Source organism: Terrihabitans soli, from assembly GCF_014191545.1.
Taxonomy (GTDB): domain Bacteria; phylum Pseudomonadota; class Alphaproteobacteria; order Rhizobiales; family Methylopilaceae; genus Flaviflagellibacter; species Flaviflagellibacter soli.
In genome coordinates this window covers 799,697-817,980 of the sequence record NZ_AP023361.1, presented here as the reverse complement: position 1 = coordinate 817,980, position 18,284 = coordinate 799,697, and the positions used below count along the sequence as shown (strand labels likewise).

Below are 18,284 nucleotides of genomic sequence, written 5' to 3'. Positions count from 1 at the left end.
CTCGAAATGAACGTCAGGAACAAAGTTCTCAGCATCGTCGCGGTCATGGGGATCGTGGCCGCTGGCATCGCCGGTATCGGCCTGTATGCGGCCAATGAGTATGAAAGCCGCATGGCTCATCTCGAAAACGCGATGCAGCGCGCTCACAATGGCGAGCGGCTGAACCGTCTCGTGTCCGTCGTCGTGATGGAATCGCGCGGCATCTATCTCGCCAAGGACTCGGCTGCAGCTAAGCCTTTCGCCGACAAGCTGAAAAAAGGTCTCTCGCAGATCGACGAACTGATGGCCGGCTGGCAGCCGATCGTGCCGGAAGCCGATGCCGAAGTGTTCAATAACGTCGCCGGCAAAACCGGCGAATTCAACAAGCTCCGCACCGAGCTCGCCGATAAAGGCGTCAGCGAAGGCCCGGAAGCCGCCAGCGCCATCGGCAATAACGACGCCAACCGCTCAAACCGCGCCGCCTATCAGGAAGTCATCGACAAGCTGATTGCCTACGACGAAGCGCAAGCGGCTGAAATCGAAGCCGAAATCGACACCTTCTCGGCCTGGATCGACAAGCTCGTCATCGGCACCGCGGCCGCCGGCATCCTCGCTGGTGTTGCGATCGCTCTTTATATCGGCACGACCATGCTCAGCCGCCCGCTGCAGCGCGTGTCCGCTGCCCTCCAGCAGATCGGCAAGGGCAATTACGATGTCGCCATCCCGGCCAAGCGTTCGCGCGACGAAATCGGCGACATCTGGGGCGTTGTCGGCCAGGTCACCGCTTCGCTGAAGGAAGTCGAAAAGCTGAAGAAGAAGCAGGCGGAAGCCGAAGCCAATGCCGAAGCCGAAAAGCGTCAGCTGATGCACCGTCTCGCCGACGATTTCGAAAGCGAAGTCCTCGGCGTCGTCCGCACCGTGTCCTCTGCGGCGACCCAGCTTCAGCAGAGCGCCACGCAGATGAGCGCCGTCGCCGATGAGACCAGCCGCCAGTCGATGGTCGTGGCTGCCGCCTCCGAAGAGGCGACGACCAATGTCGAAACCGTCGCCAGCGCGGCGGAGGAACTGACGGCATCGATCCGCGATATCGGCGGCCAGGTCGCTTCCGCGGCGCAGATCGCCGGCCAGGCTTCGGGCCAGGCACAGACGACGGCCCAGGTGGTCGGCGGTCTGGCCAACAGCGCCCAGCGTATCGGCGAAGTCGTCGGCCTGATCAGCGACATCGCCGCCCAGACCAACCTCCTCGCCCTCAACGCCACGATCGAAGCGGCCCGCGCCGGTGAAGCCGGCCGCGGCTTTGCGGTCGTTGCGACCGAGGTGAAGAGCCTCGCCGCACAGACTGCGAAGGCCACCGAGGAAATCTCGGCGCAGATCCAGGCCGTGCAGACCGCGACCTCCGATGTCGTCAGCGCGATCAACTCGATCACGGCCACCATCGAACAGGTGAACGAGATTTCGCGCACCATCGCCGATGCCGTCCAGCAGCAGGGCGATGCGACGACCGAAATCGCCCGCAGCGTCGCTCAGGCGGCCGCCGGCACGTCGGAAGTCACCCAGAACATCTCGGGCGTCAGCGAAGCGGCGAAGGAGACCGAGGATGTCTCCAGCCAGATGGTCAAGGCCGCGGACGAACTCTCAACCCAGTCCGAGCTTCTGCGCAACCAGGTCGACGGCTTCATCAACCGCGTCCGCGCTGCCTGATCCCGCACCCCTGCCCCAAACAAAAAAGCCGCGCTTCGAGCGCGGCTTTTTCTTTTTCAGGTCCTGAACGCTTACGCAGGGCGGCGCCAGGCAAAGATGCGGTTCGCCGCATACTGGCCCTTCGAGACTTTGCCGCCGCGGCTATTGCCGGAAATGATGATCGCCTTGCCGTTCGGCGCCCAGCCGACGAAGTAGCCGACATGGCCGCCGCGCTTGCCGCGCGCCATCACCGCGATATCGCCCGGCTTAACGCTCGAGCGGCTCACCGACTTGCCGTAGCTCGCATAGGAGCGGGCGAAGTTGGAGCCCGAGCCGGAGCGTCCGGCCTTCTTCTCGACCATGCCGAGGAAGTTCGCGCACCACAGGCGGCGCATCGAAGTCGGGTTGGTGCCGATATAGCGCTCGGCAATCCGCAGGACTTCGGCGCTGCGGCCGCTGCCGCGAGAGTCATCGTCATTGGTGACGAGCGCCGAGCGACCTTCCTGAAGGACCGCACGGGCCCGGGTGTCGGCGAGAGAGGGAGAAGCGAACGCGCACAGGGACACGATCACCGCGAGGAGGATTCGAAGCATTTTGTTTTCTCCAGGGGGACCGGCTGCGTAACGAGGCAGCATCGGTTTCAATGGCAGGGCGTATGCCTGAGATTTTCGAAAGGTTCCAGACCGATTCGTGCGGCCGCCTGACGCACACGCGATAGTATTTCCCGCTTAGACCATCGTATAATGCCAAGCTTATGATGCGGATACTTCTGGTGTCTCGTCACATTTATTAATCGGATACAGGCGCGCTATTCTACTTTATACATCGACCGAATACTTTATTCGCAAGTATAGCCTGATTGTTACAAAGCAATTACAATGCAGAAACACTAGAAACAATCAAGAAACCCTCAAGAAACAAATGTGGCGTCGGCCGTCCTGAATTGGGCAGAGGTGAGTCCGCAATCGGCTTTTCTTCCTCTCAGGCCACCTTGGAACCCCGGTTTCGCCTCCATCGTTGCCGAAACGGACCGGCCCCGCTGAATGCATGGCAGGCTTGCGGATCAGGAATCCTCCCGTGCACACTGCTTGCATGGCCTCAAGAGGTGAGAACTCACAAGGGATTGTGGTCATGCCAGCAGCGAAACGCTTCATTTTGGTGGCCGCGGCGTATCTGGCGGTGGTTCCCGCGTTTGCGTGCGATACGGTGGACGATGTTGTCCGGGGCGCTCGGGGCGAGCATTCCCGCATCACGGTGATCAGCGAAACGGGCGCTCTCAGCCGGGCCCTGGCCTTCATGATCGGCAATGCCGACGAGGTTCAGCCGGCCGATACGCTCGTCGTCATCGAACAGGGGCTGCAAGCCGAAGTCGTTCTGATGCAGCGCGGCTGCGCGACGATGAAAGCGGTGTCGAGCCGCGACCTCATCGCCGAGCTCCTGCGCCGCGCCAAAGGCGACGAGGCTCCCGGCGAGTTGATTTAAGCGTAGCGAGGGTTTGAGAACCGCGGCCCGTCAGGCCGCGGCGAAGGCCTTTTTGGGCTGAACCGCGGTCGTGTAATCGGCCATCAGCGTCTTGGTGATGTCACCCGGGGTGAAATTCCAGTCGGCGATCTTGGCGACCGCCGTCACTTCCGCCGCTGTGCCGGTGATGAAGCATTCCTGCATGCCCGAGAGCTCTTCCGGCAGGATCGCCCGTTCGATAACCGGAATCTGCCGGTCCTTGGCGAGACCGATCACCGTGCGGCGGGTGATGCCGTCGAGGAAGCAGTCCGGCGTCGGCGTGTGGATCGCACCGTCCTTGACGAAGAAGATATTGGCGCCGGTGCATTCGGCGACCTGGCCGCGCCAGTCGAGCATCATCGCGTCCGCGCAGCCTTTGCGCTCGGCGGCGTGCTTGGACAGGGTGCAGATCATATAGAGACCGGCGGCTTTGGCCTTGCAGGGAATGGTGCGCGGATCGGGCCGGCGCCATTCGGCGAGATCAAGCGTCAGGCCCTTCATCCGCAGTTCCGGATCGAAATAGCTCGGCCATTCCCAGGCGGCGATCGCCAGATGGATTTTGCTCGATTGGGCAGCGACCGCCATCATTTCCGAACCGCGCCAAGCGACCGGGCGGATATAGGCGTCCTTGAAGCCCTGCTTGGCCAGGGTCTGGCGGCAGGCCTCGTCAATCTCTTCGACCGACCAGGGAATTTCGAAATCGAGGATACGGGCCGATTCCTTCAGCCGCTCGGTATGCTCGGTCAGTTTGAATATCTCGCCGCCATAGGCGCGCTCGCCTTCGAACACCGAGCTCGCATAATGCAGGCCGTGCGACAGAACATGCAGCCGCGCGTCGCCCCACGGCACGAAGCCTCCGTCCAGCCAGATATGACCGGGGCGATTGTCGAACGGATTGACCAGCATGATTTTCTCCCGAACCGGCCGGTGATTGACGTGATGACCGGTATTTGCGGCGCAGAGCCCGATTGGGCATAGGATAAACCGCCCGGGCCCTCCGGGCCACGGCGTCCTTGCCGATTTGGAGCATGGGCCCAATCCGAGTAATATGTCAACATGGCTGACGTAATTGCCCGATCGCAGGCGCAAGCCTTCCGTGCCGACCCGGCCGGGCCGCGCTATGACCTGATCGAACTTCTGTTCTTCGCCTACCGCGATTTCGTCCAGGAGGCGGATGCGGTCCTGGAACGCTATGGCTTTGGCCGCGCCCATCACCGGGTTTTGCACTTCGTCAGCCGCAATCCCGGCCTGAAAGTCGCCGAACTTCTGACCATTCTGAAGATCACGAAACAGAGTCTCGGCCGCGTGCTGCGCGATCTTGTCGAACAGGGCTTCGTCGAAGCCAATGAAGGGGAGCACGACCGCCGGCAGCGCCTTCTGCGGGTGACGCCGCGTGGCGAAAAGCTCGCGCTCGAACTTGCGACGCTGCAGACCAAGCGCATCGAGACGGCGCTCGCCGGTGCCGGCCCCGGCGCACACGATGCGGCGGTGAAATTTCTCACCGCCATGATCAATGGCGAAGAGCGCGACGCCGTCGCGCGGCTTGTGGCGAACGCCTCCTGATGGCAAGCGCCCTCGCTTCCGTGCCGGACGGCGCGCCTCACCTTCTCATTGTCGACGACGACGCGCGCATCCGCACGCTTCTGGCCCGCTATCTGTCGGAAGCCGGTTATCGCGTGACGACAGCCGCTTCCGCCGACGATGCCAGGTCACGCCTGAAGGGTCTGTCCTTCGATCTTCTGATCCTCGACGTGATGATGCCGGGCGAAAGCGGCATGGATCTCGCCGCATCGCTGCGCAAGACATCGCAGGTGCCGATCCTGATGCTGACGGCGCTCGGCGATCCGAAAGACCGGATCAAGGGCCTTGAGAGCGGCGTCGACGACTACATGTCGAAGCCGTTCGAACCGCGCGAACTTCTTTTGCGCATCAACGGCATTCTGCGCCGCACAATGTCGGCGGCGTCCCTGCCCTCCGAAACGCCGGAAGTGACGTTCGGCGCGTTCAGCTTCCATCTCGGCCGCGGCGAGCTGCGCGATGGCGACGACATTCTCCGTATCACCGAACGCGAACGCGAACTGCTCCGCCTCCTCGCCGAGCAGCGCGGCGGCGCGGTGTCGCGCGAAGCGCTTGCCGGCAAAAGTGCCGCCAATGAGCGGGCCGTCGACGTGCAGATCAATCGCCTGCGCCGCAAGATCGAAAAAGATCCCTCGAACCCGCTTCTGCTGCAGACCGTCCGCGGCTCCGGCTACCGGCTCTTGATCGATCCATGACAGCTCCCGTCCATACGGCCCGCACCCCGGTGCAGCGGGAGCGCTCGCGCTGGCGCCTCGGCGCGATCATGCCGAAGGGCCTTTATACGCGCTCGCTGCTGATCGTCGTTCTGCCGATGCTGCTTCTGCAATCGGTCGTCGCGCTTGTCTTCATGGAGCGTCACTGGGAGCTGACGACGCAGCGTCTGTCGCAAGCCGTCGCGCAGGATATTTCGGCGATCATCGATCTCTACAGCGAATTGCGCGATCCCGACGACCGCCGCAAGCTTACTGAGATCGCATCGCGCGAGCTTGGCCTCGATATCAGCTTTCTGCCGAACCAGGCTTTGCCCGCACCGAAATCGGCGCCGCTCTTCTTTATTCTCGACCGCGTTCTGTCGGAAGAGATCGCGCAACGGACCGATCGCCCCTTCTCCGTCGATTCACAGAGCGAGCCGCGCCGTGTCGAGGTACAGGTCAAACTCGAAAACGAAATTCTGCGCGTGCGCACACGCATCGGCCGCGCCTATGCCTCGAACTCGCACATTTTCCTTGTCTGGATGGTCGTCGCCTCGGCCATCCTGATCGCCGTATCGATCCTCTTCCTGCGCAATCAGATCAAACCGATCCTGCATCTCGCCAACGCCGCCGAAAATCTCGGCAAAGGCCGTGACGTCGCCGATTTTACGCCGCGCGGCGCCGCCGAGGTCCGGCGTGCAACGCAGGCGTTCTTTGCCATGCGCGACCGCATCCACCGGCAGATCGAGCAGCGCACAACCATGCTTGCCGGCGTCAGCCACGATCTCCGCACCGTCCTGACACGGCTTCGCCTGCAGATCGCGTTGATGAAGGGCAAGGAGACACAGGATCTCGAAGCCGACATCGACGAAATGGAACGCATGCTCGAAGGCTATCTCGCCTTTGCGCGCGGCGATGCCGGCGAGACGGCAAAGCCGCTCGATATTGCGTCTCTTCTCGACGAGATCGGCTCGGACGCCGAGCGCACCGGAAAATCGATCAGCGTCGAGTTCGAAGGTCCGCCCGTCGTCACCGCGCGCCCGGATGCGCTGAAACGCGCCATCACCAATCTCGTCATCAATGCCAGCCGCTTCGGCGGGACGGTGAAGGTCGAGGGACGGCACGAGAAGGCGCAGCTTGTCGTGACCGTCGACGATGACGGCCCGGGCATTCCCGGCGACAAATATGAAGAAGTATTCCGGCCGTTCCTGCGGCTCGACGAAGCGCGCAATCTCGACCATCCGGGATCGGGGCTCGGCCTTACCATCGCCCGCGATATTGCGCGCGGTCATGGCGGCGACGTGATTTTGTCGAAGAGCCCGCTCGGCGGCCTCAGAGCCCAGTTCTCGATACCGGTCTAAAACAGACGTCCGCCGTTCGGAACCGTGCTTTCCGGATGGATGAGAATGACCTCGCCGTTCGGCCCCGGTACGCCCAATGTCAGTACTTCCGACATAAAGGGACCGATCTGCCGCGGCGGGAAGTTGACGACGCCGAGCACCTGTTTGCCGACCAGCGATGCAGCATCATATTGCGCGATCTGCGCCGACGAACGCTTGGTGCCGATCTCCGGCCCGAAATCGATCGTCAGCTTGAAAGCCGGCTTGCGCGCTTCGGGAAACGGATCGACCGCAATCAGCGTGCCGACCCTGACATCCACTTTCATAAAATCCGCAAACGCGATCTCGCCCGGCCGTTCGCTGCCCGCACTCATGCCCTGCCCCTTGTTTGTTTGAAAAATCAGACGGCCGACGCCGCGTCGTCTTCCTTGCTGCGTTTCTTGCGCTGTTCGCCGACAAAGCTCGCAAGCGCATTGAACACCGGCGAGACGGTGCGCTGCACGATATCTCCGGTTTCGACGAGACGCTCGGCGCGGCGCAATTGCACATCGAGTTCGCGCATCGTCTTGGTCAGATCGGGATCGTCATCGTCGAGGAAGGTGCCGAGAAGACTTGCGAAGATCACCGCAAGGCCCTGCGCCTTGATTGCAGCATAGGCCCCGCTCTCTTCGATGCCGGCCGCCGCCAGCATCCATTGCGCCGAATTGACCTCGACCTTGTTCCAGCTCGATGCCGCAACGGGATCGGCGAGAAGACCGCGCCGCGCGCTGCGGATCGCCGCTTTGTAGGGTTTCAGCGCTTCGAAGCGTCGCATCATCACGTCGAACAAGCGCTCCCGCGCCGGCTGGCCGTCGATTTCGGGGCTCGGCTTCAGAACGCTCTGATCGATGCGCCTGGCAAAACCGGAAAGGATCGCGCCCTTGGACGGATAGGCGGCGCGCAGTTCGGCAAGGCTCATCCCCGCTTTGGCGGCGATGTCGCCGAGCGTCACCGCGCTCCAATCTTTCTCGGTGAGAAGCTCAAGAAGGGCGTCCACCGCCCGATCCTGGCCGGATGTCTTTGCGGTCACTTCGGTATCTCCCATCTGAACTCGGATGTTTCCGAGTTCAGCTATTGAAATACCAAGCCGGGTATACCCGACTTGGTTCGCCCCACCCTAATCTAGGGCGGTTTGACCGTAAGGCAAAGCACGCTCAAGCCGGCTTTTTACGGGCTTTTTCGAACGGATCGAAGAACAGGTCGATGGCGATTTTCAGAGCGATCAGAACGACAAGGCCGATGCGGCTGCCGATCAGCTGGATGGCCCAGGCACCGGCAATGAGCGTGAACTGCATGACGATGATCCGGCGGTAGAGATCGAACACCACGTTTTTGCTCGAGACGGGATCGGGCGACATGCCGGCAAGGCCGAGCAGCGTGATGAACCCCCGCACCACAAACAGGCCGGCGAGCGGCGCCCAGAGCCCATTGCCGATTACAAGCTGCTGAACGAAAGAAGCCGGGCCGGAAATGACGGATCGCCATTCGCCGCCCATCAGGCTCCACAGGAATACCATGTGGACAGCCATGAAGATTCCGGCATGTATTGACAGGAAGATCGCGCGGCCGAGACCGCCGAGCGCGCTGCGCGACGTGGGCGATAAAAACGCATCGAGACGTTCGGGCTGAAGACCGATCTGAAAGATGGTCCAGAAGGCGATCACCGCCGTCTCGCACCAGTAGAGAACGAGAAGCTCGAAAGCGTCCCAGCCCCAGAAGGCGACGCCGATCAGCGGCAGAAGATTTGCTGCAAAAAGAAGAATACGCGCCGGCATGCCGGTGGTTTAGCCTTTGCCGAGCTCGCGCGAGCGCTCGGTCGCAGCTTTCACCGCTGCCGTCAAAAGCCATTCCAGCCCGTCCGGCGCCATCAGGATTTCGAGCGCGGCAGCCGTCGTGCCGCCCGGCGAGGTAACGTTCTTGCGCAAGGTTTCCGGCACGGTGCCGGTGCGGTGCATCAACTCGCCGGCGCCGGCGACGGTCGCGGACGCAAGCTGAGCGGCAAGTTCAGGCGGCAGTCCGGCTTTGACGCCGGCCCGCGCCAGCGCCTCCGCCAGAAAAAAGACATAGGCCGGGCCGGAGCCCGAAACCGCCGTCACCGCATCCATCAACGCCTCGTCGCCGATCCAGGCGACATCGCCGACCGCTTCCATCAGCTGGCTCGCAAGCGCGCGCTGTTCGGGCGAGACTTCGGCATTGGCAATCATCACCGTGACGCCGCGTCCGATGGCGGCCGGCGTATTGGGCATTGTGCGGATGATGGCGGTGCGCGAGGGCAGCCCCGCATCGAGCGCGCCGAGCGTTGCCCCCGCAAGAATGGAGATGACGAGCGTGTCCTTGTCGACATGCAGCGCGACGGCCTTAAGCGCGCCGGACAATATCTGCGGCTTCACCGCCAGCAGCACGACTTTCGGCTGGACCATGGAGGCCGGGTTGAGCGCGATGCCGCGGTCGCGGAGATCGGTTTTGAGTTCGAAACTCGGCTGCGGGTCGACAACATAAATAAGGCTCGGATCGAGACCGAGCCTTAGCCAGCCATTGAGAAGAGCGCCGCCCATTTTCCCGGCGCCGACCAGAAGCAGCGGCCCAGGAAGCGCGAGCTGCGCTTTCTTGCCCGGGTTCATGCGTTGCCCGCCGTGTCGAAGATGACGGAGTCGAACGCCTCGCGCGCCGACTTGCCGGCCCAGACGACGAACTGGAACGCCGAATAGTAGCGCTCGCAGGCAATCGTCGCCGTGTGCAGCAGGGCCTCGATCTGCCGGTCGCTCGCTTCCGTGCCGCCGGCCAGAAGCAGCGCATGCCGGTAAAGGATCAGGCTGTCTTTGCTCCACATGTCGAAATGACCGATCCAGATCTGCTCGTTCACCAGCGTCATCAGCCGCCGCACTTCGGGGCGGCGCGCCTCCGGAACGCGCAGATCGAAGGCGCAGGCAATATGCAACGCTTCGATGTCGTGCATCCAGGTGATCGAGACATGATAATCGGCCCAGCTGCCGGCGACATTGATCGTGATCTCGTCTTCCGCCGAACGGTCGAACATCCAGTCATGGGTCGAAGCGAGGTGCTCGACCATGTCGACGGGATTGGCGAGACGTTCATCCGGCTGCAGATTCATGAGCATATCCCGATAGTGGCAGGTCGCGGCAGAACAACCCTCGCCACGCGGCTGACTCCAAATCGAATCAGCACGTTACCTGTATATCGCCCGGCGGGATTCCGCCGGAATCCCTCCCTAGCAATTATACTGAAAAAATCAGGAAGACGGATTTTTCCGAGCCTTGGCCTTGCTCGAAGCCTCGGAATCAGAACCGGCAAAAGCCGAAATCTGCGCCTCGAGCGCCGCGACCCGCGCGGCGAGCCGCTCGCTCTCGGCCCTGGCATTGGCGGCAAGGTCCCGTGCCGCCTCGAATTCCTCGCGCTTGACGAGATCGAGCTCGCCGAGAATGCGCTCGGCCTGGCTGCGGACGACGGTGTCGATTTCGCGCTTGAGATTGTCCGCGACACCGGCGGCATCGGTCATCAGCTTGCCGAGGCCGTCGAATAGGCGATTTGAGTTCTGGGTCATCGCGGCCCCTCTTCTTTCCAAAAAGCGCCCTGCTGGACAAATCCGACATGGCAATCGCATATCGCGCGTTCAAGGAAAAGCCATGCCAAATCTCGTCATTCCCTTCCCGGAAATCGACCCGGTAGCTTTGGCCATCGGCCCCTTCGCGATCCGCTGGTATGCGCTGTCCTATGTGGTCAGCCTCCTGCTCGGCTGGTGGCTGGCCCGGCAGCTCTGCCGCAAGGAGGCGCTCTGGGGCCGCAAGCCGCCCTTGAACGATCAGGGCGTCGACGACTTCCTCCTCTATATGGCCTGCGGCATCGTGCTGGGCGGACGGCTCGGCTATGTCCTGTTCTACAATCCCGGCTATTACGCCCAGAACCCCCTGGAGGCTCTGGCTATCTGGCATGGCGGCATGTCCTTCCATGGCGGACTGCTCGGCTGCATCCTCGCCCTGTTTCTTCTCGCCCGCCGCTACAAAGCTGGCGTTCTTGAACTTTTCGATCTCGGCGCGGCCGTCACACCCATCGGCCTGTTCTTCGGCCGCATCGCCAATTTCGTGAACGGCGAACTCTGGGGCCGCACGACGGACGTGCCCTGGGCGATGATCTTTCCGGCCGCCGGACCCGAGCCGCGCCATCCGAGCCAGCTCTATCAGGCAGCACTCGAAGGCCTTCTCCTCTTCACCATCGTGATGGCGGCGGTGCGCTTCGGCGGCTTCAAACGCCCCGGCACTGTCTCCGGTCTCTTCCTTGTCTGCTACGGCATCTTCCGCACGGTCGGCGAACATTTCCGCCAGCCCGATGCGCAGATCGGCTTTCTCGCTTACGGCCTGACCATGGGCATGCTGCTGTCGCTGCCGATGATCGCACTCGGCGCCGCCTTTCTTATGCGCGCCCGGAAAAGCGCCCGGAACAAAGCATGACGCCGGTCGAGGCCGATCTCCGCCGCAGGATCGAAAGCGAGGGGCCGGTCACGGTCGCAACGCTCATCCAGCTCGCCAATGCGCACTACTATGCAACACGCGATCCGTTCGGGACTGCGGGCGATTTCATCACCGCACCCGAGATCAGCCAGATCTTCGGCGAGCTTATCGGGCTGTGGTGCGCGGCCATCTGGTCGGTCGGCGGGCGTCCCGATCCCGTTCATCTTGTAGAGATCGGTCCCGGCCGCGGCACGCTGATGCTGGATGCACTGCGCGCGCTGAAGGTCGCGCCTGCCCTCCGTTCGGCTGTGAAAGTGCATCTCGTCGAGACGAGCCCGCTGCTGCGCGCGGCGCAGGAGCGTACGCTGAAGGATGCGGGCGTTCAGATCGAATGGCATCACAATATCGGCCAGGTGCCGAAGGGCCCGGCTTTCTTCATCGCCAATGAGTTCTTCGATGCACTGCCCGTGCATCATTATGTGCGCGGCGCAAAATCCTGGCATGAGCGCGTCGTCGGCCTGATCGACGATGTGCTGACATTCGGCCTCTCGCCGCTGAAGGTTCCGGATTTTGCGATCCCGGAGGCTTTCCGCGGAGCGCCCGAGGGCTCCATCATCGAGATCTCGCCCGAAAGCGCCCGTATCGCCCGCGAGATTGCGGCGCGCGTTGAGGCGCAGGGCGGCGCCGCGCTCTTCATCGATTACGGCTATGCGCGGCCCGGCCTCGGCGAAACGCTGCAGGCGCTGCGCGGACACGCTTTTGTCGATGCGCTGAAAGATTCGGGCGAAGCCGATCTCACAGCCCATGTGGATTTTTCGGCGCTCGCTTCTGCCGCAAAGGACGCCGGCGCCGCGCCGCACGGGCCGATGACTCAGCGCGATTTCCTGCTGGGGCTCGGCATTCTCGAGCGCACCGCCATGCTGATGCGCCAGGCGAGCCTTGAACAGGCGCTGGCGCTTGAAAGCGGCACGGCGCGCCTGATCGAGGACACAGAAACCGGCATGGGCCGCCTGTTCAAGGTTATGGCTGTGACACCGCGCAACTTGCCTGCTCCGCCCGGCTTTACGAGCATGCCGGCATGAACATGCCTGCCGTCCCCTTCATCGCCGCGCCGGCATTGTCGAAGATCGACAATGTTGCGCACGCCTTCTTTACGCGGGATGGCGGTGTCTCAACCGGTCTTTATGCCTCGCTGAATGGCGGCCGGGGTTCGAACGATGATCCGGACGCCGTTGCGGAAAACCGCGCGCGCATGACGGCGACGCTGGGCGTCAAACGCGACCGGCTCGCAACGCCCTATCAGATCCATTCGCCGACGGCGGTCGTGGCGTTCGAACCCTGGGCGAAAGGCGAAGCGCCCGAGGCCGATGCCGTCGTCACCGCAACGCCCGGACTTGCCGTTGGAATTTCGACAGCCGATTGCGGGCCGATCCTTTTTGCCGATGGCGGCGCGGGCGTTGTCGCCGCGGCTCATGCCGGATGGAAAGGCGCGCTCGGCGGCGTCATCGAATCCACCCTCGACGCCATGGAAAAACTCGGCGCGCGGCGCGGCTCGATCACGGCGGCGCTCGGCCCCTGCATCCGCCAGCCGAGCTATGAAGTCGGCCCGGAATTCGTCACCAACTTCCGCGCCGCCGACATGGACAATCTGCGCTTCTTCAAACCGGCGGCGGACGGCAAAAGCCTGTTCGATCTCGGTTCCTATATCGTCTCGCGCCTCAAAGCGGCGGAGGTCGCAACCGTCGAAGATCTCGGCTTCGACACTTATGCGGACGAGACGCGCTTTTACTCATTCCGCCGCACGACCCATCGCAAGGAGCCCGATTACGGGCGGCTGGTTGCGGCGATCGCGTTGCGTAGCTGAAACTGCGAACCTTCCACCGCGGAGTTCTTATGAGCGGATTTTCGAAGATCGCGTTTGCGTGTTTTGCGCTGATCGCGTGTGCGGCGTGGACGATCAATGTGGAGCCGATATCGGTTTCGGTCGGTGGGCTGTCGCAGACGCGGCCTCAGTCGGATATCGGACCCAATGACCGCCAGAAACCGCCATGGCGCGAAATCCATATCGACATCGATCAGGCCGGCCTGCGCAGCCTGTCGCGATGGGAGCCGACTTTCCACCTGACGATCGACGACTGTGCGGGCAAAGTGGTGAGCATCGAAGGCCTGTATATCGACGGCAAATCCATCGAACGCATAAGGAGCGACGGAGCTGCTATGGATGCTCTCCGCGCGACCGATAATCCGGTACGCCTGACGGCGTTTCTGCTGGAAAAGGTGTTTCAGGATAATGCGCAAATCTGCGCCAGCCTTTCAGGCGGCAACATGCTGGGCGGCGCCGTTAAACAGCATTGCTTTCGCCTGAAGCCCGAGCCCGCGCAGGCCTTTGGCATCCGGGCGGAAGCCCCTCCACGCCTGAACGGTGAACTTGCCAGTGTCGGCCTCTGCGGTCCGCTGTGAGCCTTCTCTCCCGCAGATAAGCCCTTCGTAGGGCCAGCCATTTCGTCACATGCCTGCAACAATTAACCGATCCGTCGTGCCCGGCATTGAGCCGGGCCCCGCCGCCTGTTAAGAGCCGCTCGAAAGAGGCTGAAAGCGGCCTTTTCGGCAGGGGTTTTTCATGAAGATCGTCGCGGGCAATTCCAACCGTCCGTTGGCCGAGGCGATCGCCGCCTATCTCAAGATCCCCCTGACCAAAGCCAATGTCCGGCGCTTCGCCGACATGGAGATTTTCGTCGAGATCCTGGAGAACGTCCGCGGCGAAGACGTCTTCGTCGTCCAGTCGACCTCCTTCCCGACCAACGACCATCTGATGGAACTGCTCATCATCATCGATGCGCTGCGGAGAGCCTCGGCGCGCCGCATCACGGCGGTTCTTCCTTATTTCGGCTATGCCCGCCAGGACCGCAAAGCCGGCCCGCGCACGCCGATCTCGGCCAAGCTCGTGGCCAATCTCATCACCCGCGCCGGCGCCGACCGCGTTCTGACGCTCGATCTGCATGCCGGCCAGATCCAGGGCTTCTTCGACATTCCGACGGACAATCTGTTCTCGGCACCCGCCCTTGTGCGCGATATCGAACAGCACATCCCGCTGAAGAACATCGCCGTCATTTCGCCGGACGTCGGCGGCGTGGTGCGCGCCCGCGCGGTCGCCAAGCGCATCGATGCCTCGCTCGCCATCGTCGACAAGCGCCGCGAGCGCCCCGGCGACTCGGAAGTGATGAACGTCATCGGCGACGTCGCGGGCAAGAACTGCATCCTCGTCGACGACATTGTGGATTCAGGCGGCACTCTGGTGAACGCGGCCGAAGCCCTGCTCGAACAGGGCGCCGAGTCGGTCTACGCCTACATCACCCATGGCGTGCTGTCGGGCGGCGCGGTGGCCCGCATCGCCAATTCCAAGCTGAAGGAGCTCGTTCTGACCGACTCCATCCAGCCGACGGAAGCCGTGCGGGTTGCCGCCAATATCCGCTGCATTTCGGTGGCGGAGCTCATCGGCGAGGCCATCGCCCGCACTTCGGAAGAAAAATCCGTCTCCAGCCTGTTCGACTGAGACTTTATTCCTTTTTCTTCTATCAGGCGTTGCCCTCACCGGGCCCTTCCGCTATAGGAACGCGCGTTCTGGCGTCCACATCCCTGGAGGTGCGCCGGACCTTCGAGGGCCGCCCAATGCGGCCTTCTTTACTTCTGGAGATAGACTATGTCCGCGACCAAGGTCCTCAAGGCCGAAGCGCGCGACCGGGTTGGCAAGGGGGCCGCCCGTGCGTTGCGCCGTCAGCATCGTGTTCCCGCCGTCATTTACGGTGGCAAGAAGGAACCGACTGGCATTTCCCTTCCCGGGAACGAACTGTACATCCTCCTCCACGCCGGTGGCTTCATGACCACGCTGTTCGACATCGATGTCGGCGGCAAAGTGGAGAAGGCCATTCCGCGCGATTACCAGCTCGATCCGGTGAAGGACTTCCTCACCCATATCGACTTCCTGCGCATCACCGAAGACTCGATCATCACCGTCGAGATTCCGGTTCACTTCATCAACGAAGCGGCGTCCCCGGGCCTCAAGGAAGGCGGCGTGCTCAACATCGTCGAGCACACGATCGAACTCGCGGTTAAGGCGACGAACATTCCGAAGGCCATCGAGATCGATCTCACCGGCCTCGACATCGGCGACACGATCCACATCTCGAGCGTCAAGCTGCCGGAAGGCGCACGCCCCGTGGACCGCAGCGACTTCACCGTCGCGACCATCGCCGCGCCGACCATCGTCACCGAAGAGCCGAAGGCTGCTGCGGCGGAAGCCACTCCTGCGGCCGGTGCTCCGGCGGCGGGTGCGGCTCCGGCGGCTGGCGATGCCAAGGCCGGCGACGCCAAGAAGCCCGACGCCAAGAAGTAAGCGGAGAGCCCAATGCGGCTCTTCGTCGGCCTCGGCAATCCCGGAGCCCAATATTCTGGCAACCGCCACAATATCGGGTTCATGGCGATCGACGCGATCGCGGCGCGCTGGAACTTTCCGTCCTGGCGCGCCCGCTTTCACGGCGAAACCACCGAGGGAGAGATCGGCGGCGTGAAAACACTGCTGCTAAAGCCGAAGACCTATATGAACGAGTCGGGCCGCTCCGTTTCGGATGCGGCCCGTTTCTTCAAACTGGCCCTCTCCGACATCATCGTCTTCCACGACGAGCTCGACCTCGCCCCGGCCAAGATCCGCATCAAGGCGGGCGGCGGCAATGCCGGCCATAACGGCCTGCGCTCGATCTCGCCCGCCATCGGCAATGATTATACGCGGGTCAGACTGGGCATCGGACATCCGGGCGACAAGAACATCGTTCATTCGTATGTACTGTCGGATTTCGCAAAATCGGAGCGCGACTGGGTGTCGTGCCTGATCGATGCGATGGCGACAAACGCCGATCTTCTCGCCAAGGGTGACGAGACCGGTTTTCAAAACAAGGTTCACACGGCGCTCGAAGCCAAGGGCTTCAAAGCCCCCAAACGGCCGGGCGAGCGCGAAGAGGATTAGAGATGGGTTTCAAATGCGGGATCGTCGGCCTGCCGAATGTCGGCAAGTCGACCCTCTTCAACGCGCTGACGCAGACCGCGGCGGCGCAGGCGGCGAACTATCCCTTCTGCACGATCGAGCCGAATGTCGGCGAAGTCGCGGTGCCCGATCCGCGCCTCGATACGCTGGCCGAGATCGGCGGCTCGGCGCAGATCATCCCGACGCGCCTGACCTTCGTTGACATCGCCGGCCTTGTGCGCGGCGCATCGACGGGTGAAGGCCTCGGCAACCAGTTCCTCGCCCATATCCGCGAAGTCGATGCGGTCGCTTATGTGCTGCGCTGCTTCGAAGACGACGACATCACCCATGTCGAGAACAAAATCGATCCGCTAGCCGATGCCGACACGGTGGAGACCGAGCTGATGCTCGCCGATCTCGACAGTCTCGAAAAGCGCATCGTCGCGCTGGAAAAGCGCGTGCGCGGCGGCGACAAGGAAGGCAAAGAACAGCTCGATCTCGTGCAGCGCGTGCTGCCCCTCCTCCGTGAGGGCAAGCCGGCGCGCCTTGCGCAGGTGAAGGACGAAGAGCGCAAAGCGTTCGACGGCCTGAACCTCCTCACCTCAAAGCCCATCCTCTATGTCGCCAATGTCGACGAAGGCTCGGCCGCGACGGGCAATAAATATTCGCAGATGGTGGAAGAGCGCGCGAAGAAGGAAGGCGCCGTCGCCGTCGTGATTTCCGCAAAGATCGAAAGCGAAATCGCCGTCCTGCCGCCCGAAGAGCGTAAGGACTATCTCGACGCGCTCGGCCTCACCCAGGCCGGTCTCGACCGGCTGATTCAGGCCGGTTACTCGCTGCTCGGCCTCGTCACTTACTTCACCGTCGGCCCGAAAGAAGCACGCGCCTGGACGATCGAAAAAGGCACCAAAGGCCCCGGCGCCGCAGGCGTCATCCATACGGATTTCGAAAAAGGCTTCATCCGCGCCGAGACCATTGCCTACAACGACTACGTCCAGTTCAAGGGCGAAAGCGGCGCGCGCGATGCCGGCAAGCTCCGGCTTGAAGGCAAGGATTATGTCGTCGCCGACGGCGATGTCCTGCACTTTCGCTTCGCCAACTGATGAAGCTGAAGCATCTGCATTCCTGGGACATCACCCCGAAGGATGCCGTTCAGCTTCAGCATGCATTGCGCGATCAGGTCATTGCCGACCGCCCGCTCGATCTTTCGAAGATAAGAACGGTCGCCGGCGTCGATGTCAGCGTGAAGAACAATGTTTCGCAGGCGGCGGTGACGGTTCTGACTTTTCCGGATTTCAAACCGGTCGAGACCGCGCTCGCCCAGAGGCCGACCACATTTCCCTATGTGCCCGGCCTTCTCAGCTTTCGCGAAGGCGAAGTCCTGGTCGATGCCTTCACCAAACTCAAAAATGTGCCGGATGTCTTCATGTTCGACGGCTCCGGCTATCTGCATCCGCGCCGCATCGGCATCGCCTCGCATATCGGGCTGTGGCTCGGCGTACCGACGATCGCCAACGCCAAGAACCGGCTATGCGGGGCGCATGACGGGGTCGGCCCGGAACGCGGGGACTGGCGGCCCGTGACGCACAAGGACGAAGTGATCGGCGCAGCGCTCAGGACGAAAGCCGGCTGCAAGCCCGTCTTCGTCTCGGCCGGACATCTCAGCGACCTTGAGAGCGCCGTTTCGCTTGTGATGTCTTGCCTGACGAAATACCGGCTGCCCGAGCCTGTGCGCGCGGCGCATAAGGCGGCCGGCGTGTTTGGCTGATCTCTTCGAGCACGTTCAAACGGCGAACGGTCAGCTCGTCGATCACCAGCGATTTGACCCGTGCCCGGCGGATCGCGAGAGCACCGATGGCGATGCTGCCAAGGGCAACGGCTCCCAGAGCAAGAATGCCGAGCGCGCCGGCGCCCACGGCAAAAGCGGGCGTTTTCGCCGGCGGAAGTTTCTGGATTTCCTTAAGCGACATGCCGTCCACCTTTCCTCAGCCGA

General features: G+C 62.7%; 22 protein-coding genes. 14 read left to right on the top strand and 8 right to left on the bottom strand.

Annotation, left to right across the window (positions count from 1 at the left end; genetic code table 11):
• Positions 1–6 precede the first annotated feature (6 nt).
• Complete coding sequence (locus IZ6_RS04305) at positions 7–1,680, top strand: methyl-accepting chemotaxis protein (RefSeq protein WP_222876779.1); 1,674 nt, start codon at positions 7–9, stop codon at positions 1,678–1,680.
• 71 nt (positions 1,681–1,751) lie between these two features.
• Here IZ6_RS04305 and IZ6_RS04300 read toward each other — a convergent pair whose 3' ends face one another.
• Positions 1,752–2,252, bottom strand: a complete 501-nt coding sequence (locus tag IZ6_RS04300; RefSeq protein WP_222876778.1) for a CHAP domain-containing protein — start codon at positions 2,250–2,252, stop codon at positions 1,752–1,754.
• 538 nt (positions 2,253–2,790) lie between these two features.
• On the opposite strand from IZ6_RS04300, the gene IZ6_RS04295 reads away from it, so the two are divergent.
• Positions 2,791–3,141: a hypothetical protein gene (locus IZ6_RS04295; protein WP_222876777.1), complete on the top strand. Its 351-nt coding sequence runs from the start codon at positions 2,791–2,793 to the stop codon at positions 3,139–3,141.
• A 30-nt stretch (positions 3,142–3,171) separates the two neighbouring features.
• Here the strand turns inward: IZ6_RS04295 and IZ6_RS04290 are convergent, their stop codons facing one another.
• Positions 3,172–4,065, bottom strand: coding sequence for a branched-chain amino acid aminotransferase (locus IZ6_RS04290; RefSeq protein ID WP_222876776.1), 894 nt, complete (start codon positions 4,063–4,065; stop codon positions 3,172–3,174).
• A gap of 150 nt (positions 4,066–4,215) precedes the next feature.
• Between IZ6_RS04290 and IZ6_RS04285 the strand changes: the two genes are divergently transcribed.
• From IZ6_RS04285 to IZ6_RS04275, 3 genes are read left to right on the top strand one after another with little or no spacing between them, the layout of a single operon-like run.
• Positions 4,216–4,722 carry a MarR family winged helix-turn-helix transcriptional regulator gene (locus IZ6_RS04285; RefSeq protein ID WP_222876775.1) on the top strand — a complete coding sequence of 169 codons (507 nt, stop codon included), beginning with the start codon at positions 4,216–4,218 and terminating at the stop codon, positions 4,720–4,722.
• Positions 4,722–5,432 (top strand): response regulator, encoded by a 711-nt coding sequence (locus tag IZ6_RS04280; protein ID WP_222876774.1) that lies wholly within the window; start codon positions 4,722–4,724, stop codon positions 5,430–5,432. Before IZ6_RS04285 ends, IZ6_RS04280 begins: the two co-directional genes overlap by 1 nt.
• Positions 5,429–6,790, top strand: coding sequence for an ATP-binding protein (locus IZ6_RS04275; protein WP_222876773.1), 1,362 nt, complete (start codon positions 5,429–5,431; stop codon positions 6,788–6,790). The genes IZ6_RS04280 and IZ6_RS04275 overlap by 4 nt, the downstream gene beginning before the upstream one ends.
• Here the strand turns inward: IZ6_RS04275 and IZ6_RS04270 are convergent.
• The 6 genes from IZ6_RS04270 to IZ6_RS04245 form a co-directional block, all read right to left on the bottom strand.
• Positions 6,787–7,143 carry a tRNA-binding protein gene (locus IZ6_RS04270; RefSeq protein ID WP_222876772.1) on the bottom strand — a complete coding sequence of 119 codons (357 nt, stop codon included), beginning with the start codon at positions 7,141–7,143 and terminating at the stop codon, positions 6,787–6,789. The genes IZ6_RS04275 and IZ6_RS04270 overlap by 4 nt on opposite strands.
• Before the next feature lie 26 nt (positions 7,144–7,169).
• On the bottom strand, positions 7,170–7,838 hold the full coding sequence (locus IZ6_RS04265) for a TetR/AcrR family transcriptional regulator (RefSeq protein ID WP_222876771.1): 669 nt from the start codon (positions 7,836–7,838) through the stop codon (positions 7,170–7,172).
• A 124-nt stretch (positions 7,839–7,962) separates the two neighbouring features.
• Entirely contained in the window at positions 7,963–8,583 is a 621-nt protein-coding gene (locus IZ6_RS04260) for a DUF6498-containing protein (protein ID WP_222876770.1), read from the bottom strand.
• 9 nt (positions 8,584–8,592) lie between these two features.
• A complete protein-coding gene (gene proC, locus IZ6_RS04255; protein ID WP_222876769.1) occupies positions 8,593–9,429 on the bottom strand; it encodes a pyrroline-5-carboxylate reductase in 837 nt (278 codons plus the stop codon).
• Positions 9,426–9,920 carry a type III secretion system chaperone family protein gene (locus IZ6_RS04250; protein WP_420825569.1) on the bottom strand — a complete coding sequence of 165 codons (495 nt, stop codon included), beginning with the start codon at positions 9,918–9,920 and terminating at the stop codon, positions 9,426–9,428. Before IZ6_RS04250 ends, proC begins: the two co-directional genes overlap by 4 nt.
• A 138-nt stretch (positions 9,921–10,058) precedes the next feature.
• Positions 10,059–10,370 (bottom strand): accessory factor UbiK family protein, encoded by a 312-nt coding sequence (locus IZ6_RS04245; RefSeq protein ID WP_222876767.1) that lies wholly within the window; start codon positions 10,368–10,370, stop codon positions 10,059–10,061.
• An 82-nt stretch (positions 10,371–10,452) separates the two neighbouring features.
• On the opposite strand from IZ6_RS04245, the gene lgt reads away from it, so the two are divergent.
• The 9 genes from lgt to nfi all read left to right on the top strand — a co-directional run bounded on the left by lgt (position 10,453) and on the right by nfi (position 18,059).
• A complete protein-coding gene (gene lgt / locus IZ6_RS04240; RefSeq protein ID WP_222876766.1) occupies positions 10,453–11,274 on the top strand; it encodes a prolipoprotein diacylglyceryl transferase in 822 nt (273 codons plus the stop codon).
• A complete protein-coding gene (locus tag IZ6_RS04235; RefSeq protein ID WP_222876765.1) occupies positions 11,271–12,356 on the top strand; it encodes a class I SAM-dependent methyltransferase in 1,086 nt (361 codons plus the stop codon). Before lgt ends, IZ6_RS04235 begins: the two co-directional genes overlap by 4 nt.
• Positions 12,353–13,138, top strand: coding sequence for a peptidoglycan editing factor PgeF (pgeF, locus tag IZ6_RS04230; protein WP_222876764.1), 786 nt, complete (start codon positions 12,353–12,355; stop codon positions 13,136–13,138). The genes IZ6_RS04235 and pgeF overlap by 4 nt, the downstream gene beginning before the upstream one ends.
• Positions 13,139–13,167: 29 nt before the next feature.
• Complete coding sequence (locus IZ6_RS04225; protein WP_222876763.1) at positions 13,168–13,734, top strand: hypothetical protein; 567 nt, start codon at positions 13,168–13,170, stop codon at positions 13,732–13,734.
• Between the two features lie 160 nt (positions 13,735–13,894).
• On the top strand, positions 13,895–14,827 hold the full coding sequence (locus IZ6_RS04220) for a ribose-phosphate pyrophosphokinase (RefSeq protein WP_222876762.1): 933 nt from the start codon (positions 13,895–13,897) through the stop codon (positions 14,825–14,827).
• Between the two features lie 147 nt (positions 14,828–14,974).
• Positions 14,975–15,667 (top strand): 50S ribosomal protein L25/general stress protein Ctc, encoded by a 693-nt coding sequence (locus tag IZ6_RS04215; RefSeq protein ID WP_222876761.1) that lies wholly within the window; start codon positions 14,975–14,977, stop codon positions 15,665–15,667.
• Positions 15,668–15,679: 12 nt separating this feature from the next.
• On the top strand, positions 15,680–16,294 hold the full coding sequence (gene pth / locus IZ6_RS04210) for an aminoacyl-tRNA hydrolase (RefSeq protein WP_222876760.1): 615 nt from the start codon (positions 15,680–15,682) through the stop codon (positions 16,292–16,294).
• Between the two features lie 2 nt (positions 16,295–16,296).
• Positions 16,297–17,394, top strand: coding sequence for a redox-regulated ATPase YchF (gene ychF, locus IZ6_RS04205; protein ID WP_222876759.1), 1,098 nt, complete (start codon positions 16,297–16,299; stop codon positions 17,392–17,394).
• On the top strand, positions 17,394–18,059 hold the full coding sequence (nfi, locus tag IZ6_RS04200; protein WP_222876758.1) for a deoxyribonuclease V: 666 nt from the start codon (positions 17,394–17,396) through the stop codon (positions 18,057–18,059). The genes ychF and nfi overlap by 1 nt, the downstream gene beginning before the upstream one ends.
• Positions 18,060–18,284: the final 225 nt, after the last annotated feature.

Excerpts from the sequence above, each read along its gene's own strand:
- IZ6_RS04250 (WP_420825569.1), bottom strand. The coding sequence starts at position 9,920 with ATGAATCTGCAGCCGGATGAACGTCTCGCCAATCCCGTCGACATGGTC.
- nfi (WP_222876758.1), top strand. The coding sequence starts at position 17,394 with ATGAAGCTGAAGCATCTGCATTCCTGGGACATCACCCCGAAGGATGCC.
- IZ6_RS04225 (WP_222876763.1), top strand. The coding sequence starts at position 13,168 with ATGAGCGGATTTTCGAAGATCGCGTTTGCGTGTTTTGCGCTGATCGCG.
- IZ6_RS04245 (WP_222876767.1), bottom strand. The coding sequence starts at position 10,370 with ATGACCCAGAACTCAAATCGCCTATTCGACGGCCTCGGCAAGCTGATG.
- IZ6_RS04290 (WP_222876776.1), bottom strand. The coding sequence starts at position 4,065 with ATGCTGGTCAATCCGTTCGACAATCGCCCCGGTCATATCTGGCTGGAC.
- ychF (WP_222876759.1), top strand. The coding sequence starts at position 16,297 with ATGGGTTTCAAATGCGGGATCGTCGGCCTGCCGAATGTCGGCAAGTCG.
- IZ6_RS04280 (WP_222876774.1), top strand. The coding sequence starts at position 4,722 with ATGGCAAGCGCCCTCGCTTCCGTGCCGGACGGCGCGCCTCACCTTCTC.
- lgt (WP_222876766.1), top strand. The coding sequence starts at position 10,453 with ATGCCAAATCTCGTCATTCCCTTCCCGGAAATCGACCCGGTAGCTTTG.
- IZ6_RS04220 (WP_222876762.1), top strand. The coding sequence starts at position 13,895 with ATGAAGATCGTCGCGGGCAATTCCAACCGTCCGTTGGCCGAGGCGATC.
- IZ6_RS04270 (WP_222876772.1), bottom strand. The coding sequence starts at position 7,143 with ATGAGTGCGGGCAGCGAACGGCCGGGCGAGATCGCGTTTGCGGATTTT.
- IZ6_RS04260 (WP_222876770.1), bottom strand. The coding sequence starts at position 8,583 with ATGCCGGCGCGTATTCTTCTTTTTGCAGCAAATCTTCTGCCGCTGATC.
- IZ6_RS04300 (WP_222876778.1), bottom strand. The coding sequence starts at position 2,252 with ATGCTTCGAATCCTCCTCGCGGTGATCGTGTCCCTGTGCGCGTTCGCT.
- IZ6_RS04285 (WP_222876775.1), top strand. The coding sequence starts at position 4,216 with ATGGCTGACGTAATTGCCCGATCGCAGGCGCAAGCCTTCCGTGCCGAC.
- proC (WP_222876769.1), bottom strand. The coding sequence starts at position 9,429 with ATGAACCCGGGCAAGAAAGCGCAGCTCGCGCTTCCTGGGCCGCTGCTT.
- IZ6_RS04235 (WP_222876765.1), top strand. The coding sequence starts at position 11,271 with ATGACGCCGGTCGAGGCCGATCTCCGCCGCAGGATCGAAAGCGAGGGG.
- IZ6_RS04295 (WP_222876777.1), top strand. The coding sequence starts at position 2,791 with ATGCCAGCAGCGAAACGCTTCATTTTGGTGGCCGCGGCGTATCTGGCG.
- pgeF (WP_222876764.1), top strand. The coding sequence starts at position 12,353 with ATGAACATGCCTGCCGTCCCCTTCATCGCCGCGCCGGCATTGTCGAAG.
- IZ6_RS04305 (WP_222876779.1), top strand. The coding sequence starts at position 7 with ATGAACGTCAGGAACAAAGTTCTCAGCATCGTCGCGGTCATGGGGATC.
- IZ6_RS04275 (WP_222876773.1), top strand. The coding sequence starts at position 5,429 with ATGACAGCTCCCGTCCATACGGCCCGCACCCCGGTGCAGCGGGAGCGC.
- IZ6_RS04215 (WP_222876761.1), top strand. The coding sequence starts at position 14,975 with ATGTCCGCGACCAAGGTCCTCAAGGCCGAAGCGCGCGACCGGGTTGGC.
- pth (WP_222876760.1), top strand. The coding sequence starts at position 15,680 with ATGCGGCTCTTCGTCGGCCTCGGCAATCCCGGAGCCCAATATTCTGGC.